General features: G+C 72.3%; 13 protein-coding genes. 6 read left to right on the plus strand and 7 right to left on the minus strand.

Annotation, left to right across the window (positions count from 1 at the left end; all coding sequences use genetic code 11):
• Positions 1-476: 476 nt before the first annotated feature.
• Positions 477-1,967 carry an FAD-binding oxidoreductase gene (locus ABT070_RS39660; protein ID WP_351767796.1) on the plus strand — a complete coding sequence of 497 codons (1,491 nt, stop codon included), beginning with the start codon at positions 477-479 and terminating at the stop codon, positions 1,965-1,967.
• 51 nt (positions 1,968-2,018) lie between these two features.
• On the opposite strand, the gene ABT070_RS39665 is transcribed toward ABT070_RS39660, so the two are convergent.
• A complete protein-coding gene (locus tag ABT070_RS39665; RefSeq protein WP_351767797.1) occupies positions 2,019-2,687 on the minus strand; it encodes an HAD family hydrolase in 669 nt (222 codons plus the stop codon).
• Positions 2,688-2,692: 5 nt separating this feature from the next.
• The gene (ribB, locus tag ABT070_RS39670) at positions 2,693-3,316 is read right to left on the minus strand and encodes a 3,4-dihydroxy-2-butanone-4-phosphate synthase (protein ID WP_351767798.1); all 624 of its coding nucleotides are present in this window, start codon (positions 3,314-3,316) and stop codon (positions 2,693-2,695) included.
• A 444-nt stretch (positions 3,317-3,760) separates the two neighbouring features.
• On the opposite strand from ribB, the gene ABT070_RS39675 reads away from it, so the two are divergent.
• The 3 genes from ABT070_RS39675 (at position 3,761) to ABT070_RS39685 (ending at position 8,655) form a co-directional block, all read left to right on the plus strand.
• Positions 3,761-5,377: a sulfatase family protein gene (locus tag ABT070_RS39675; RefSeq protein ID WP_351767799.1), complete on the plus strand. Its 1,617-nt coding sequence runs from the start codon at positions 3,761-3,763 to the stop codon at positions 5,375-5,377.
• Between the two features lie 74 nt (positions 5,378-5,451).
• Positions 5,452-5,814: a contact-dependent growth inhibition system immunity protein gene (locus ABT070_RS39680; protein WP_351767800.1), complete on the plus strand. Its 363-nt coding sequence runs from the start codon at positions 5,452-5,454 to the stop codon at positions 5,812-5,814.
• 816 nt (positions 5,815-6,630) lie between these two features.
• Entirely contained in the window at positions 6,631-8,655 is a 2,025-nt protein-coding gene (locus ABT070_RS39685) for a helix-turn-helix domain-containing protein (protein ID WP_351767801.1), read from the plus strand.
• 130 nt (positions 8,656-8,785) lie between these two features.
• Here ABT070_RS39685 and ABT070_RS39690 read toward each other — a convergent pair whose 3' ends face one another.
• The 3 genes from ABT070_RS39690 to ABT070_RS39700 form a co-directional block, all read right to left on the minus strand.
• Positions 8,786-9,592 (minus strand): SGNH/GDSL hydrolase family protein, encoded by an 807-nt coding sequence (locus tag ABT070_RS39690; protein ID WP_351767802.1) that lies wholly within the window; start codon positions 9,590-9,592, stop codon positions 8,786-8,788.
• Positions 9,593-9,738: 146 nt separating this feature from the next.
• A complete protein-coding gene (locus tag ABT070_RS39695; RefSeq protein ID WP_351767803.1) occupies positions 9,739-10,095 on the minus strand; it encodes a hypothetical protein in 357 nt (118 codons plus the stop codon).
• A 224-nt stretch (positions 10,096-10,319) separates the two neighbouring features.
• Positions 10,320-10,820, minus strand: a complete 501-nt coding sequence (locus tag ABT070_RS39700) for a hypothetical protein (RefSeq protein WP_351767804.1) — start codon at positions 10,818-10,820, stop codon at positions 10,320-10,322.
• Between the two features lie 659 nt (positions 10,821-11,479).
• On the opposite strand from ABT070_RS39700, the gene ABT070_RS39705 reads away from it, so the two are divergent.
• On the plus strand, positions 11,480-12,592 hold the full coding sequence (locus ABT070_RS39705) for a S8 family peptidase (protein WP_351767805.1): 1,113 nt from the start codon (positions 11,480-11,482) through the stop codon (positions 12,590-12,592).
• Between the two features lie 435 nt (positions 12,593-13,027).
• Complete coding sequence (locus ABT070_RS39710; protein WP_351767806.1) at positions 13,028-13,861, plus strand: PIG-L family deacetylase; 834 nt, start codon at positions 13,028-13,030, stop codon at positions 13,859-13,861.
• Positions 13,862-14,380: 519 nt separating this feature from the next.
• On the opposite strand, the gene ABT070_RS39715 is transcribed toward ABT070_RS39710, so the two are convergent.
• Entirely contained in the window at positions 14,381-14,767 is a 387-nt protein-coding gene (locus tag ABT070_RS39715) for a hypothetical protein (protein WP_351767807.1), read from the minus strand.
• Between the two features lie 379 nt (positions 14,768-15,146).
• Entirely contained in the window at positions 15,147-15,629 is a 483-nt protein-coding gene (locus ABT070_RS39720; RefSeq protein ID WP_351767808.1) for a DUF6924 domain-containing protein, read from the minus strand.
• Positions 15,630-15,926 lie beyond the last annotated feature (297 nt).

The following is a 15,926-nucleotide window of genomic DNA, read 5'->3' on the forward strand; positions in this document are numbered from 1 at the left end:
CCCGTCACCCCACCCCCCCGCGACCCCCGCCCCCCCCGCGGCCCGGGCGGGCCCCCCCCCCCCCCCGGCCGGGAGCCCGCGGCGCCGCACTCGCGCGCACGGACGGCCGTACCGCTCCCGCAGGCCGAGCATGCCGGGTCGCGCGCGGAGGCCGAGGACGGCGCGGCGCCCGAGAGCGGTGTCGTGGCGGCGCGCAAACTCGCCGATCAGCGGCTGCGGCAGCTCGTGCCCGGGCAGGACCGCGAGCGCTGACCCTCGTCCCGGACCGGTCCTCGTACGCCGAACAGCCGGACACACGGCTCGGCGTACGGACCGGGAGGGCGGCTCGGCAGACGGAACCGGCCAGGCTCCGGCTGCCCCTTCCCGTGCGTGCGTCGTCCTTGCCCGAGCCCCGTCCCGTCCGCCCTCCCACCCTCACGCCCTCCCGCGGGCGGGCGGGCGGGTGCACGCCTTTCGTCACGATCCAGGAGACCCCGGTGCCCTCCCCCGAGCCCGACCCCGGCAGCCGCGTCACGGACAAGCCGTGTGCCACCGTCGCGCGGGACATGCCGCAGGCGCGCCCGCCCGCGCTGCCCGCCACCGCGGCGTGCGCGTCCTGCGTCCCCGCCGCCGAAGACGGCCGCGGGGACACGGTCCCGCCGCAGCCGGGGTCCGGTGTGGAGGCGGGACGGTTCAGGACCCGCGACGTGGCCGGGGTGCTCCGGCCCACGACCGTCGCGCAGGTGGTGGCGGCGGTGCGGGCGGCCGGGGCCGGCGACTGCGCGCTGCACCCTGTCTCGACCGGCCGGAACTGGGGGCTCGGCTCGCGCACTCCGGTTCGCGACGGCGCCACCGTGCTGGACCTCTCGGGACTGGACCGGATCCGGGAGACCGATGTCCGTCGTGGGTACGCGATCGTGGAGCCGGGCGTCACCCAGGGCCGGCTCGCCGCTCATCTCGCAGGGACCTCCCGGATCGTCAATCTCACCGGCGCCTCCCAGCAGACGGCGGTGATCGGCGGCCTGCTGGAGCGGGGCGTCGGTCTGCAGCGCGGACGCACGGAGGACCTGGCCGGCCTCGAGCTCGTCCTCGCCGACGGCACGACCGCCCGCACGGGCTGGTGGCCGGGGGCCGCGGGCACGGTGGTGCGCCCGCACGGACGGGGCCCCTCCCTGAACCATCTGTTCACCCAGTCCGCCTGGGCGGTCGTCACCGCCGCGGCCGTCCGCCTCCTGCCCCGCCCGGCCGCCGTCCGCGTACTGCCGCTGCTCCTGGAGGAGCGGGGACCGGAACGCGGGGTGGACACCCTGCGCAGGTGGACCGAGCAGGGCCTGATCCCCGCGAACGCGAAGATCTACGACCCGGTGGCCGCCCGGACCTACGGGACACCGGGCCGGTACCTCGCCCACGTCTGCCTCGCCGGGGACCAGGACCTCGTGCAGGCAACGGCAGAGATCATCGCCGGCCGGCTGCAGAACCCGCAGACGGGGCTCGTCCTCGGCCCGGACAAGGCCGCCGACCGATGGGTGCAGCAGGCCTACGCGGGCGACGCCGACCCGCACGACACGCTCTTCCTGCGCAAGACCGGCCACTGCGCGCACTGCCTGGACCGGGCCCGCGGACTGCTGCTGTTCCTGCCCATCGTGCCCTTCGAGGGCACAGCGGTGCGCCGGGCGGCCGCGCTGACCCGCGAGTGCCTCGCGGGAGCGACGACAGCGCCGGGGATCACGATGAACGTGCTCGACTCCGAAGCCCTGGACCACGTCGTCACCCTCGGGTTCCCTCCCGAGAACCCCACAGCGGTACGGGACGCCCACCGCACCCTCGACCGGCTGCACGAGGCCTTCGCCCGCGAAGGCTTCGCCGTCTACCGCACGGACATCGACCACCCCCTGACGGCAAGGGGTCCGGGGCCGGACACGGTGCTCCGCGATCTGCTCGGACACGCCATGGACCCGCACGGGGTACTGGCCCCGGGCCGCCACTGAACTCCTGACGACCCGCAGGGCGGCGACCTGGCTCCCCGGAGGACGGGTGGATCAGGCCAGGGACGGCGTCTGGGTGTGCAGGCGGGTCAGCAGGGGAAGCGCGTCGGTGGCGGTGCGGGCCCGGGCCGTGGACAGGCGGGCCACGTCGGCGGGAAGCGTCATGCCCGCACGGGGGACGGCGAGGACGCGCAGGCCCGCGGCGGCCGCGGCCCGGATTCCGTTCGGTGAGTCCTCCACGGCCACGCAGTCGCCGGGCGGGAGACCGAGCCCGGCGACGGCGCGCAGGTAGGCGTCCGGGGCGGGTTTGCCGCGGGTGACGTCCTCGCCGCAGACGACCGTCCGCAAGCGTGCTGCCAGGCCCAGCTCCTTCAGGACCGCCAGGACGTAGCGGCGCGGGCTGGCCGTGGCCACGGCGACAAGACCGTGCCGTTCGGCCTCGCGGACGAGGTCCAGTGCCCCGGGCAGCGCCGGGACCCGGCCCGCGGCGCACTCCTTCGCCATCGCCGCCGTGCACCGGTCGATGACCTCGGCGGTGCTCACCGCGCCGTCGCACAGTCCGGCGACATAGGAGGGCCAGCCGCCGTTGCCGTGCAGCGCGGTGTCGTCCTCGGCCCGCCAGCGGTGTCCGTGGCGGGCGGTGAAGGCGGCGCACACCCGCCCCCACGCCGCGCCGCTGTCGACCAGGGTGTCGTCCAGGTCGAAGACCGTCGCCCGGTGCACCGGCGTCACACCTGGGCCGGGGCCGTAAGCCCCAGCCGCTGCGACAGCTGCTCGATCGAGACCAGTGTCAGCCGGTGTTCGTCCGCGAAGGCCCGCAGCCTGCCGGAGCGCGCGAGGGAGCCGTCGTCCTCGCACACCTCGCTGATCACGCCGACCGGGGACAGCCCGGCGAGGCGCAGCAGATCGACCGTCGCCTCGGTGTGACCGCGCCGCTCGGCGATCCCTCCGGCGCGGGCCCGCAGCGGCAGCACATGCCCGGGACGGATCACCCGCTCCGGACCGGCGGCGGGATCGGCCAGCGTCCGTACGGTCAGCGCCCGGTCCGCGGCCGAGATCCCGGAGCCGACCCCGACGGCGTCCACCGAGACCGTGTACGCGGTCGTGTCCGCGCCGGGAGGACACGGCACCATCAGCGGCAGCTCCAGCCGGTCGGCGACCTCCGGCGCCATCGGCGCACAGATCAGACCGCCGGTCCAGCGCACGAAGAAGGCCAGCGCCTCGGCGGTCGCGAACTCGGCCGCCATGACGAGGTCGCCCTCGTCCTCACGGTCCGCGTCGTCCACGACGATCACAGGCCGCCCGGCCCGCAGTTCCTCGACCGCGACCGCCACCGTGTCCAGGGTGGTCATGCCCGACCGCGGCACCGAAACAGACGTCACAGAAACCTGCCCCTCATCTCGCCCACAACACTCCTGTGACATGCATCGGCGCCCCGGTGCACCGCCTTGAGCAGCCCGTACTCCGGGCGAGAGACGGTGCGGGCGGCCGTCGGACGCGGTCACCGGCCCGGTGGCCGTTCCCCCGCGGTCCGCGGCTCAGCGGGTACGACGACGGGTGCTTTCGGTGCACCGGCCGCACCGCCAAGGCATCCGCCGCTGCACGCGGGGCCACGTTCCGGTGCCGGCCCCCCTCCTCCTCCCCGGTGCCGGTCACCCGTCCGGCGGGTGTCCGGCCGCGCCCTGACGGGGTGTCCGCGGACGGCGACCTAGATTCGGAGCACAGAGCGGTCCGCGCGCAGACGGCCACGATCCGCACGGTCCCCAGGCGGCGCGTGGCGAGCGAAAGGGCAGGTCATGACCGGTAGTCCCAACATCTTGCTGATCGTCACCGACGAGGAGCGTTTCTCCCTCCCCCGGCCGCAGGGGTTCCGCCTGCCCGCGCGGGAGCGGATCGCCGCCCGCGGGACCAGCTTCGAGCGCTACTACACCGCCTCGGCGATGTGCAGTTCGGCCCGGTCGGTCCTCTACACCGGGCAGCACCTGCCCCTCACCGAGATCTACGACAACGACAACATGCCGTACATCCGTCCGCTCGACCCCGCGCTGGGCACGCTCGGGACGATGCTGCGGTCCGCCGGCTACCACACCTCCTACCAGGGCAAGTGGCACCTCTCCAACGCGTACGTCACGCCGGAGAACCCCGGCCCCACCACCGACGCGCTGGAACCGTACGGGTTCAGCGAGTTCAACGACTGGGGCGACATCGACGGCGGCGCGTGGGCCGGACTGAAGCTGGACCCGGTCATCGCCGGACAGGCCGTGCGCTGGCTGCGCAACCGGGCGCCGGTCGTCGCTCGGGACAAGCCCTGGTTCATGGCCGTCAACTTCGTCAACCCGCACGACATCATGAGCTTCGACTACGGCGGCAGCCCCCAGGTCCAGCTCCCGTTCGGGCTCGCCCACGCCGTCGTCGCCCGGGCCGCGGCGGACATCCCCGTCTACCGGCGCCGCTGGAACTTCGACCTGCCCGCCAGCCTGCACGACGATCTTTCCGGCGCCGCACCCGCCGTCGCGGAGTACGCGCGGATGCTCGACACCGTCTTCGGTCCCGTCGCCGACGACCAGCGCTGGTACGACGGCCTGAACTTCTACCTCAACGCCATCCGCGACGTGGACCGCAGCGTCGAGTTCGTGCTCGACGCCCTGGAAGCGTCCGGCCAGGCGGACCGCACCGTGGTCGTCTTCACCTCCGACCACGGCGAGATGGCCGGCTCCCACGGCCTGCGCCAGAAGGGCAACCTCGCCTACGACGAGAACTTCCACGTCCCTTTCATGATCACCCACCCCGACGTCCCCGGCGGCTCCACGACCGATGCCCTCGCGTCCGCCGTCGACCTCGCGCCCACCCTGCTGTCCATCGCCGGACTCGAGACCGCCCGGACCGCCGACCTCCACCCGGGACTGAAGGGCCGGTCGCTGATGCCCGTGCTGCACGGACAGCCCGTGCGCGACGGGGTCCTGACCGCCGTCGAGTCGATCACCACCCTGGACGCCTCGTTCTGGTTCGAGTTCGCCGACCCCCAGGCCCCCCGGCGCATCGCCTCCGGCGACCTGCGCCCGGACTGGAACAAGCGCGGCTTCCTGCGGGGCTACACCGACGCCCGCTACACCTTCGGCCGCTACTTCTCCCCGCTGAACCCCAACCGCCCCTCCAGCACCGAGGCGCTGCTGGAGAACAACGACGTCGTCCTCTACGACCGCGAGCAGGATCCCGCGGAGATGCGGAACCTGGCCGCCGACCCGGCCCACCGCGACCTCGTCGACCGCTACCGGGCCCGGCTGGAGGACCTCATCGACACCGAGATCGGCACGGACACCCGGGCCTGGGTGACAGAGCGTCCCCGCCTGCTCGGCTGGCCCACCTGGCACGGCGACACCGACCGTCCCGAGGCGCTTTCAGACCGCGTCTGAGATCTCGCATCTGCGAGAGGATCACCTGGTGACTGTTTCCATCGACCGCAGGCGGTCGCTCGAGGAGCTCGAACGTGATCGCTGGGGGGGCGCCCCCGCCCGACGCCACCCGGCTCGTCGCGACGGCGCACGCCCTGCGGAGCCGGCCGGTCGGGACGCTGACCGTTGAGGACCTGCGCCTGCTGATCAGGCAGGACATCGGGCTGTCGGTGCTTCTTCCGCTCGCGGTGGAGGTGCTCGGTGACAACCCGACGGCCGAAGGCCACATGGGCGAGGGTGACCTGCTGCGTGCGGTCCTGACCAGGGCCTCGGCGGTCTGGAGCGTCTACCCGGACTCCGCAAGGCAGCTGGCTTCCGTCGTCGGCGGCCTCTCCGGCCTCTCGCCGGACCTGCGAAGCGAGGTCGAGCGGTTCCTGGGCGCCGTCCGGAACTCCTGACGCGGTGCAGGCGCCTGTCGTCTGCCACGGGGCTGTGCACCGGCCGCTCAACGGCCCAGCGCTTGGGCGGGACCGGAAATCCGCGCCGGCCAGGCGCTTTTGCGGACGGTCCCCAGGCCGCGGCCGCGCCGCGCGCACGGACGGCGATTGCATTCGGGGTCTCGTCCTGTCGCGCGCCGCAAGCAAGAACATGCGGAGGGGGTCCCCGCCGGTAACAGGAACCCCCTCGTTCCCCGATGGGTCGTGCTGCCGATCCCAGGAAGACAGGACAGTTGCCACGGGGTGCGGCCGGGCCGCCGTCTCCCAGCTCAGCACCGAACCGCCGTCACCACAAGATCGTTCGCCTCTTCGGGAGCCTTCGGAAGGGACGCCGAGGCTTCGGAACACCGTATGCGCAGGTCACAGTGGTGCGGGTCGGGATCGAGGGCCGGCGCTGCGGCCGGGTGCGCCGACGGCCGCGACAAAAAGCCGGTCGGCATGCGACACGGACCGAAGAATTCAGAAATAAATCGGAATACCCGTCGGCGGATAACGGAAAAGCGGAATGCTGATCCGGCAGGACATTCCTCGCCCCTTATCGAGTTCCGCTCGCGAAACAGCCATACCGCGGAACGTCGTCGAATACAGGAACGGGGAATCCCGCACCCTCGCGTTCCGGCCGGTAACCGGGCACGGGGTGCTCCAGGCGGCGCATCGGCGCCGCGCCCGGGAAGACAGGAATCCGCTCATGCTGCATCGATATCGTCCTCGCCTCCGGCGGCAGTCCCCGGCCGGTGCGCCCGGCATCCTGACGGCCCTCGCCGCGGGAGGTGTCTGATGGTGTTCGATCAGGTGCCCGGCAGGCGGGCGGAGCACGACACCGCGCCGCCGCGGATCGGCAGCCAGCAGCAGTTCCGTGAGGAACTGACGAGGCTGCGCACCCGGCTCGGCGTGTCGCTCGCCCACCTCGAGCAGGCCAGCCAGCGGCAGGGCAAGAGGCTGCCGCCGGCCACCGTCTCCAATGTGCTGTCGCGGGACAGGCTGCCGGAGTGGGAGTTCGTCGCCGACTTCCTGGCCGCGTGCGGTCTGAACGAGGCGCAGCGCGGGCCCTGGCAGCAGGCCTGGCGGGAACTGGCCGCGGTGTCCCCGGCCGCCGGTGGCCCCGACGCCGCGGCCGCGCCCCCTGCCCCGGTCCCTGCCCCCTCCCCTCCCCCGGCCGTCACCCCGCCGCCGGTTCCCTCTCCGTCGGCCGCATACCCCGGCAAGCCGCCGGCGGAGTCCCGGGCCGTCACCCCGCCTGCGGACGGCGGCCGGTGGAAGGCATGGCGTGCCGGCCTCGCGCGGCACCGCGCCGCCGCGGCGGTCTGCGCCGTCCTCGCGCTCACGGCCGCGGGCACCGGCGTGTACGCCTTCGACCAGCACGATCAGAACGTGCGGCACGGCAAGCAGCTGGAAGAGGAGAGGCAGCGGCAGGAGGAGTTCCGCAAGGAGCACTGCGGGACCCTGAACCCGGCGCTTGTGACCGAGGCCGGCGGGGAATGCACGGGAGTGACCGACGGGAGCGAGCGCTCCGACGTGTTCGGCTCGGCCCTGGAGCCGGTGCTGACGGCCATCGGCGCGGAGAACAACCGGGCGACCCGCGCCGGCCAGTACGTCACCATCGCGTTCCTCGCGCCGCTGACCTCGGTGGGCAAGGCCGGCAAGGCCAAGGACCTGACGCTCGACCAGTTCGTCGGGGAGGTCGAGGGCGCCTACACGGCCGTCGAACGGGCCAACACCGACGACGGTCCGCTGAAGATCCGTCTGGTGCTGGCCAACATGGGCAGCGGCGAAGTGCACTGGAAGGACACCGTCGCCGCGCTGGACAAGGTCCAGAACCTGGTCGCCGTCACGGGCATGGGGCTGAGCCAGCAGGAGTCCGTCGACGCCGCCCGCGCGCTCAGCAAGAAGGACATCCCCATGGTCGCCGACCTCATCACCGCCGACGGATTCGACACCACCGGCGCCATCGACAGCCCGAAGACCGCGCCGGAACGCATCAACGGGCTGGTCCGCGTCACCCTGACCAACGCCGCCCAGCTCAAGGCGCTCGGCGCGGAACTGGACGGCGACACGCGCACCGCCGCGCTGGTGCGCACCGGCGTGACCCCGAACGGAACCCGCGACTTCTACACCGACTCCCTCTACCAGGACTTCCGCACGGTCAGCGGGCTGAAGAAGCATCTCGACCCCGCGGCGGACTTCCTCTTCGACCCCCGCGGCGGAGCGGACTCGATCCTGGACACCATCGGCCAGAACCTCTGCAACGCCGGGCGCCCCATCGACACCGTGTACTTCGCGGCCCGCGAGAAGTACCTGCCCGACTTCCTCCAGGCCCTCAGCCGGCGCAGCTGCCACCGCCTGCCCATCACCGTCGTCTCAGGGTCCGACACGGCGGCCCTGGATCCCAAGACGCTCACCGCCCTGAACCAGGAGGGCGAGGCGCCCATCGCCGTCCTGTACGCCTCCCTGCCCAGCGCCACGAGACTGCGCGACCCCGGCAACAGCGACCACAACCTGTACGAGAAGTTCCTCGAGGCCTTCACCGGCGAGCACCACGGGCAGAAGTTCCCCGCCGGCCACGCCACCCGCGGCTACTGGCCCGTCCTGGCCCACGACGCCGTCCTCACCGCCACCACCGCCGTCCGCAACGCCACCACCCCCACCACCCCACGCCCCAACCGGTACGCCGTCCTCAACCACCTCTACGCCCTCACCGACGGCGCCGTCCCCGCCGCCACCGGGCGCTTCGGCATCGACAGCACCGGAAACCGCACCACGGTCCCCATCACCATCCACCGCCTCGGCGCCACCACCTCCTGAGGCCGGTCCCCGGGCATCCCGGCCGCATCGCGCGCCGGGATGCCCGCCGTCGTACGGGCACCCCGGCCTCGTCCATGACCGCGCCCCGGCGGGCCGTCCGGCAGGAGAGCGCCCGGGGCCGGGGCCGGCCCTAGGCCGGCTTCCCCTGACCGGTGCCGGGCGTGGCGCTCACGGGCAGGAGCCGGGGGCGTTTCGCGGTGCGGCCGTCGCCGGAGGACCGACCGCGCAGACGGCGTACGAGCCAGGGGCCGAGGTATCCGGCGGCCCAGCGCAGTTCGGCTGCTGCGGCGTGCCGGCCCGCGGGAACCCTGTGCGGCGGGAGGGGAAGCGTCCAGGTGTCGTCGCTTCCGGGCAGGTGGACGGCCTGGGCGAGGGCCGCGGCGATCCGTTCGTGGCCCAGGGGGCTTGCGTGGAGGCGGTCGGCGGTCCACATCCGCGGGTCGGTGGTGACGGCCTGCCGGCCGGTTTCGGCGACCGCGACCCCGTGCCGGGCGGCCGCGGCGCGGATACGGGTGTTGAGGTCGACCACGCGGGACCTGACGGGCCGGGCCAGGGGTGCGATCTTTCCGACGTCGGGGAAGGTCAGGGTCACCACCTGGGTCCCGGCATCCGTGAGCGCGGCGAACATCTCTTCCACCTGCCCGGCCACCTCCGCGGCGTCGTACCGGGGCCGGAGCAGGTCGTTGACCCCGGCGACGACGGTGGCCAGGTCGGGGCGCAGGGCCAGGGCAGGCCCGAGCTGTTCGGCGCGGATCTGGCCGGCGGTGCGTCCGCGTACGGCCAGATTGGCGTACCGAAGCCCGGGGTTGAGGGCTGCGAGGTGCTCGGCGAACCGGTCGGCGAAGCCGCGCAGGCCGACGGTGTCGTCCCCGTCGCCCAGCCCTTCGGTCTGGCTGTCGCCGAGGGCGACGTAGCGCACGTATTCACCGCTGGGCATGAGCCGTCCGCCTTCCCTGGTCCGCCACCGCATCATACTCAAGAAAGTGACTAATCACATCAGCGAGTATCAGGGTCGTGAAGGCGGTCATGAAGGCGGTCATGAAGGCGCCGGACGGCCTTCACGGGTACGGCGGCGGGGCGCAGTCAGTCGAAAGCGTCGGTCATGCAGTCCGCCCGGCAGCCGGCGGACTCATAGCGCCGGCGCAGGGCGGCGGCCGCCTCTTCGCGCTCCACGAAGACGTGCCCGTAGTGCCGGCACGCCACCCTGGTCACGTCCCCGACCGTGACGATCGCCGGTTCACCGCGTGCGGCCCGGCGGCGCGCTTCGGCGATCGCCATGTCCGCGGAACGCAGCAGGCTCCTGGAACGGTCCCGGGTCACGGCCGCCCGGGCCCGTTCCACCGACAGGGGGCGCAGGACACTCCCCTTCCAGACGCAGCCGGCGGCGACAAGCAGGAGACCGAGCGCTACGAACAGGAGTCCGCCGGGGTCGTGAGGCATCTGTCCAGTCTTCACCACTCACGGGGTGACCGTCATGCCCGCGCCGGCGGCCGAGCACCGCAGCGACCCGGTGTCGGCAGGCCCTCCCGCGCAACGCCCCTGCCGGTGCGTCAGGAGACCTCGGCCGCCTCGCGGGCCGCGGCCGGCGAGGCCGTGGGACGGCCGTGGCCGACGAGGCCGGCACTACCGTGGCAGGCGAGGCCGTGGGGCGGCGGCGGGTCGGTTCAGGCCCGCGTCCAGGTCTGGAGCAGGGTCTCCCGCGCGTGCGGCTTCGGTGTCGCCTCCTGGCCGTGCTCACAGCCCCAGGCTTCGAGGGCTCGCACGTCCGCGGTTCCCGCCACGAAGCGGGCGAGCAGGTCCTGGGAGAGCGCTGCCTCCTGGGCGCCGTAGCCTCCGGCCGCCGCCGAATACACCGTCATCTGCTGCGGCCCGTACCCCGTTTCCAGCCGCAGCGTCATCGCGGTCGGCCCCTCGCCGACGAAGGCGCCGACCGCGGCCGCGACCACCGAGCCGAGGAGTTTCGCCGCGCGGCCCGACGGGTTCTCGATGGGCACGTCCTCGACGACCACGGAACGCAGGTCCGCCCACGTCCACGTCCGTGAGCCGTCGGGGTCCAGGGCTTCCAGCCCGTCGGCGGTCAGCCGGACAGCACCCCCGACGGGGGTCGGCGGCGACCCCACGTACACCGCGTCCGAAGTGATCCAGAACAGTCCGACCATCGTCACACCCGACTCCCGCTCTCCTCCGTCCGGCACGGACCCCGCCCGCAACCTGTACCGCCCGACCGGAACCGAACGCCGCCGACACGCCGAGGGGCCGTGCCGGGACGGGGACGGTGCCGCCGCCCGCGGGGCCGGCTCCCGGTGTGCTCGCGGCCGGGGACTCGGTCCGAGGAGACGGGCGTCGGGCGGGCGTGCCCGGTAGATCCGCGATCGCCCGCCCTGCACATCCCGGGTTACGTGTCCTGCCACAACGGGTCGACAGACCGATGAAATCGCGGCACGGCCTCGCTCCGGCCCGGAAAGGCGGCACGGGGTCCGTGTCCTGCGCTACGGCGTGTCTGCGGTCAGCTCACCGTGGGATCGTCGTTGGTGAGGGAACCCGACAACGCGGACCCCATGGCGATGTTCGTCGACCACTACGGCACCATCGCCGAGGCTGACCGCCAGCTGTGGCAGTCGACCGCGCACGGCTGGCCGCAAACGCCTGCAGGAGCGGCAGAGCTGGTGTCCGGCGACTCCCTTTGCTGGTGCGGGGTAAGGCAGGAGTGTGTCCAGGGCGGGAACAGTCCCCCTCGCCCCGCCGGAACCGCCCGCCCTCCGTGGTCGTCTTGTGCGCTGACTGTGTGCAAAAGCGGGATGTGGGGGACGTTGTGACTCGGAACGTGACGAGGGCCGGTCTCATGGTGGTGGCCATGGTGACGATGCTCGGGGTCTCGGCCTGCGGCGGGGAGTCCGGCGCTGCGGCGGGGCAGAGCGCCGAGACGCGCTCCTCGCACGGGAACCGGGAGGCCGGGGTGTCGGCCGAGGACGGGGTGTCGTCCGGCTCGGTGACGACAACTCCCGGCGCCGTGGGGAAGCTGTCCGGGGTCGCGCAGGCCGCGGCACCGCCCGTCACACGGCGCGTGCCGTGGAACCTGGACATCCTGGACCAGCGGTCGCGGCCCCTGAACGGCAAGTTCACCACCACCGCCACGGGCAAGGGTGTTCACGTCTATGTGATCGACACCGGGATGGACATCGCACACAAGGAGTTCGGCGGACGCGCTCACCTCGGCGCCGACTTCGTGGGCCCGAAGGACTCCGGTGACTGCTTCAGTGAGGAAGGCACCGGCCACGGCACGTTCGTCGCGGGCATCATCGGCGGCGCGAAGTACGGGGTAGCGCCCAAGGCAGAGCTCGTACGGGTCCAGGGCATCCTGTGCGAGAGCGGGGGCGGCGGCTCCCCGGCGGCGGCCGAGGCGGCCTTGGTGAACTCGGTCAAGTGGGTCACCGCGCATGCGCAGAAGCCCGCGGTGGTGAATATGTCGCTCAACCTCGACCACCGGTCGCCGGCTCTGGAGTCCGCCGTGAAGAAGATGGTCGACGCGGGGATCCCGACGGTGGTGTCGGCAGGCAACTTCCATGACGACGCCTGCAAGCACTCCCCGGCCGGTGTCCCCGGCACCATCGTGGTGGCGGCCTCCACCTCGAACGACCGCGTGTGGAGCGACGGCGGCTCCTACGGCTCCGGGTACGGACGGTGCGTGGACCTGTACGCCCCCGGCCAGAAGGTGACCGCCGCCCTCGCCGGCGGCGGTACGTTCACGGAGAACGTCGGCGCCACGTCCTGGGCCGCGCCGCATGCGACCGGCGTGATCGCGCTCTACCTGTCCGCACACCCCCATGCCACGGCCAACGCGGTCCACGTCTGGCTCGACCACACGGCCACCCCCGGTGTCGTGCGCGGCGTCCGCTCCGACACCCCCAACCGACTCCTCAACACCGGCGGCCTCTGACCTGTCCCGGCCGGCTGACCTCGTGGTCGGCGGTGACAGAACGGGTGCGCATGTACGTCGATCCGCGGCAGGCCCGGCACCGAATCGAACCGGGAACCAACCCTTGGTACGCGATGCGGCAGGGTCCGCCACCGGAGAAGGACTGACGAACCCGGTCTGCCGCCGTGAGTGTTCCGGCCGGGGCCGCTCCGAAGGCGTCGGCGGTCTGTCGCTGCGTGTTGGGAAGGGTGGTGGCGTCGGCTGCACGGGAAAGGCGGCCGCGCCGGGAACACCCGGTCCGGTCGACACGGTTGCATCGACCGAGGGACCGGCACCGCACGCGCGGGGAAAACGGAGACCACACGGTCGTCCGCCCCGCCAGGATCCGGGCCCCGGGATCGCGGTACGCCCGCCGCGCGCTCGGACCAAGACGTATTTCTTCTGGAGGACTGCTTCATGACTGACCGGCCCTTGACGCTCATGGCTGTACACGCCCATCCCGACGACGAGGCCACCGGAACCGGAGGGGTCCTCGCGCGGTATGCGGCGGAAGGCATCCGCACGGTTCTCGTGACCTGTACCGACGGCGGTTGCGGTGACGGACCGGGGGGTGTCAAGCCCGGCGATCCCGGGCACGATCCGGCGGCGGTGGCCTTGATGCGCCAGGAAGAACTCGAGGCGAGCTGTGACGTCCTGAAGGTCGGCGATCTGGAAATGCTGGGCTATGCCGACTCCGGGATGATGGGCTGGCCGAGCAACGACGCTCCCGGATCCTTCTGGCAGACCCCCGTGCAGGAGGGCGCGGCCCGGCTCGCGGAACTCATGCGGCACTACCGACCCGATGTGGTCGTCACCTACGACGAGAACGGCTTCTACGGCCACCCTGATCACATCCAGGCCCACCGCATCACGATGGCGGCGCTGGAGATGACGGGGCTGGCGCCGAAGGTGTACTGGACCACGATGCCCCGTTCGATGATGCAGCGGTTCGGCGAGCTCATGCGCGAGTTCCATGAGGACATGCCGGAGCCGGACCCTGCCGAGGCCGCCGCGATGGCAAAGATCGGCCTCCCCGACGATGAGATCACCACGTGGGTGGACACCACTGCGTTCAGCGGTCAGAAGTTCGACTCGTTGGCCGCGCACGCCAGTCAGGGCGAGAACATCTTCTTCCTCAAAATGGGCAAGGAGAGGTTCGGCGAGTTCATGGGCACGGAGACCTTCGTACGCGTCCAGGACACCACCGGCGCGGCCGTACCCGAGAACGATCTCTTCGCCGGACTGCGCTGATCCGCGTGTCCGACCGGGCCGGTAAAGCACATCGACCGCACCGCGCGCACGAGCGGGTCACGCACGAACCTGGGGGCTGCTGACGGGGACGGTGCGCGAAGGACCCGGCATCGCCGTCCTCGGTCTGGACCCGGCATCGCCGTCCTCGATCGGGACCCGGCTGCCGCACGGGCCGTGAAACGCCGGGAGACGTGGGTCGCCGCGCGCAACCAGGACGCGACGCACCCCACGCCCGACCGCCCGGACGGTGCGATCCCGTCCTCGGCGGCCCGGGGTCAGGCCATCCCCACCACCCGGTCGGCGCGGGCGGCCGTGGTCAGCCGGTGGGCGCCCACCGGCATCGCACGGCTGCCCGCCACGTGGTTGGTGGCCAGGTCCACCTGGGCCTCGGTAGCCGGGTCAGCGGGCGCCGACGAATCCTGCGCGGTCGTCGGCCCCCGCTGTCTCAGGCCTTCTCCGTCTGCACCGGGCATTCACCTTCGTCGCCGTCCAGGGAGCCGACGCCCAGCACCCGCAGGGTCACGGGTGTCCCTGCGGCTCTTCCTGGAGGGCCGCCCGATCCTCCCCCTCGTCAGACGCGAGCGGCTCCGCCGGGTGACCCTCCAACTCCCGCTGCCTGGCGACCAGGGCCCTCACCAGCATCTTCTCCCGATAGGGGTTCGCCGTATCGAGGGCCTTGGCCACCTCCACAGCCTCGTCCAACAGGGCCAGCCGTCGCTCGGGCAACTCCCGTACCAGGGGCGACGCGCTCGCCTCCACCAAGACGTACGCCAGCTTCGACCCGTACGCCTCCGGCTCGACCCGTGCCAAAACGCGGTAGATCCACAGCCCCTCCGCACCGCGCACCACCCGCCGGTTGGCACTGAGCAGCCTGACCCGCGCCAGCACCACCATGTCCTGATCCATCGATCCCCCTTCGTCCCGCCACCCCCCGGCCGGTGCACGTCACACGGCGAGACAGCACGGCGGACGCGCCGGCAGCCGGTAGAGGCTGCCGACACGTTGGCCGGAGAGTGGATGACGACGAGTCTGACGCGCGACACCGCCTGCCACAAGGTCGAACGGACGTGCGCTGGGTCCTACCGAAACCGCCTCCGAACAGCGATGATGGACCTGACACTCGCTCATGAACATCCGCGAGCACATCGACCTACGCGCACTCTCCACGCTCCGGCTACACGGCAGGACTGTCATGACGGCCAACGGCTATGACGGCCAGGAGACGGAAGCCGAGTGGTTGTCGGCCTCGCTCGCCGCTCCTGGAGGCCGGGCGCGGCCGAGTAGTTCAGCCGGCAAACCCTCGGAAGACGCCCTTGGGATCAGCCCTGGCCACGTCCGCGAAATCGCCGAAGTCCAGGTTGGCGATCATCAGGTTCGCGTTCATCTCGTGGATCCCGTGCGGGACCACGCGGAACGCGCCGCCGTACGCCTCGAACTCCTCGTCGCTCTCGCACTGATCCCTGGTCAGCAGGGACAACGCGAGCAGCGTGACAGGGGTGTCCCGCATGGAGACGCGGTCGGCGAGGTAGGCGACGCCGCGGCCCTCTGCGTGCGCGGAAGCCTCGGAGAGTGCCTGAGCGGGTGTGATACCCGCCCACTGCGGAGCGTCGACGACATGGACGTACGGCTCGAAGTCGTCCTCCTCGCCCCAGGTCGTCAGCAGCTCCGCTTTCACGGCCGACCACGCTTGCTCATCCTCGTAGTCGGTCCTGATGATCAGCGCGGCCTCCTTGTCACGCCCTGCCGGCCACTCGATCCGCTCACTCATTCCGTCCCCCACCCATCCGCGCAGGTCACCGCCCACGCCTTCGGCATGCACGCTACGCGAGGGCACTGACACACAGGTCCGGGCTGCAGTTGGTGGGGTGCCGCTGACCCAGCAGCCGGTAGGCGGTAGGCGGTAGGCGGTAGGCGGTAGGCGGTAGGCGGTAGGCGGTAGGCGGTAGGCGACCGTACCCGGGGCCCGCGAGGGCGGCTTGCCATCCCCCGAAAGGGCCCTTCGCTCCAAGGGGCCGCACCCCTGAACGCCGGTCCGGTCGGCCCGAGGGCGACCGGATACAGTGCG

Origin of the sequence: Streptomyces sp. NPDC002884 (assembly GCF_040295245.1) — a bacterium.
Lineage (GTDB): Bacteria > Actinomycetota > Actinomycetes > Streptomycetales > Streptomycetaceae > Streptomyces.

Excerpts from the sequence above, each read along its gene's own strand:
- ABT070_RS39710 (WP_351767806.1), top strand. The coding sequence starts at position 13,028 with ATGACTGACCGGCCCTTGACGCTCATGGCTGTACACGCCCATCCCGAC.
- ABT070_RS39675 (WP_351767799.1), top strand. The coding sequence starts at position 3,761 with ATGACCGGTAGTCCCAACATCTTGCTGATCGTCACCGACGAGGAGCGT.
- ABT070_RS39690 (WP_351767802.1), bottom strand. The coding sequence starts at position 9,592 with ATGCCCAGCGGTGAATACGTGCGCTACGTCGCCCTCGGCGACAGCCAG.
- ABT070_RS39695 (WP_351767803.1), bottom strand. The coding sequence starts at position 10,095 with ATGCCTCACGACCCCGGCGGACTCCTGTTCGTAGCGCTCGGTCTCCTG.
- ABT070_RS39685 (WP_351767801.1), top strand. The coding sequence starts at position 6,631 with ATGGTGTTCGATCAGGTGCCCGGCAGGCGGGCGGAGCACGACACCGCG.
- ABT070_RS39715 (WP_351767807.1), bottom strand. The coding sequence starts at position 14,767 with ATGGATCAGGACATGGTGGTGCTGGCGCGGGTCAGGCTGCTCAGTGCC.
- ribB (WP_351767798.1), bottom strand. The coding sequence starts at position 3,316 with ATGACCACCCTGGACACGGTGGCGGTCGCGGTCGAGGAACTGCGGGCC.
- ABT070_RS39720 (WP_351767808.1), bottom strand. The coding sequence starts at position 15,629 with ATGAGTGAGCGGATCGAGTGGCCGGCAGGGCGTGACAAGGAGGCCGCG.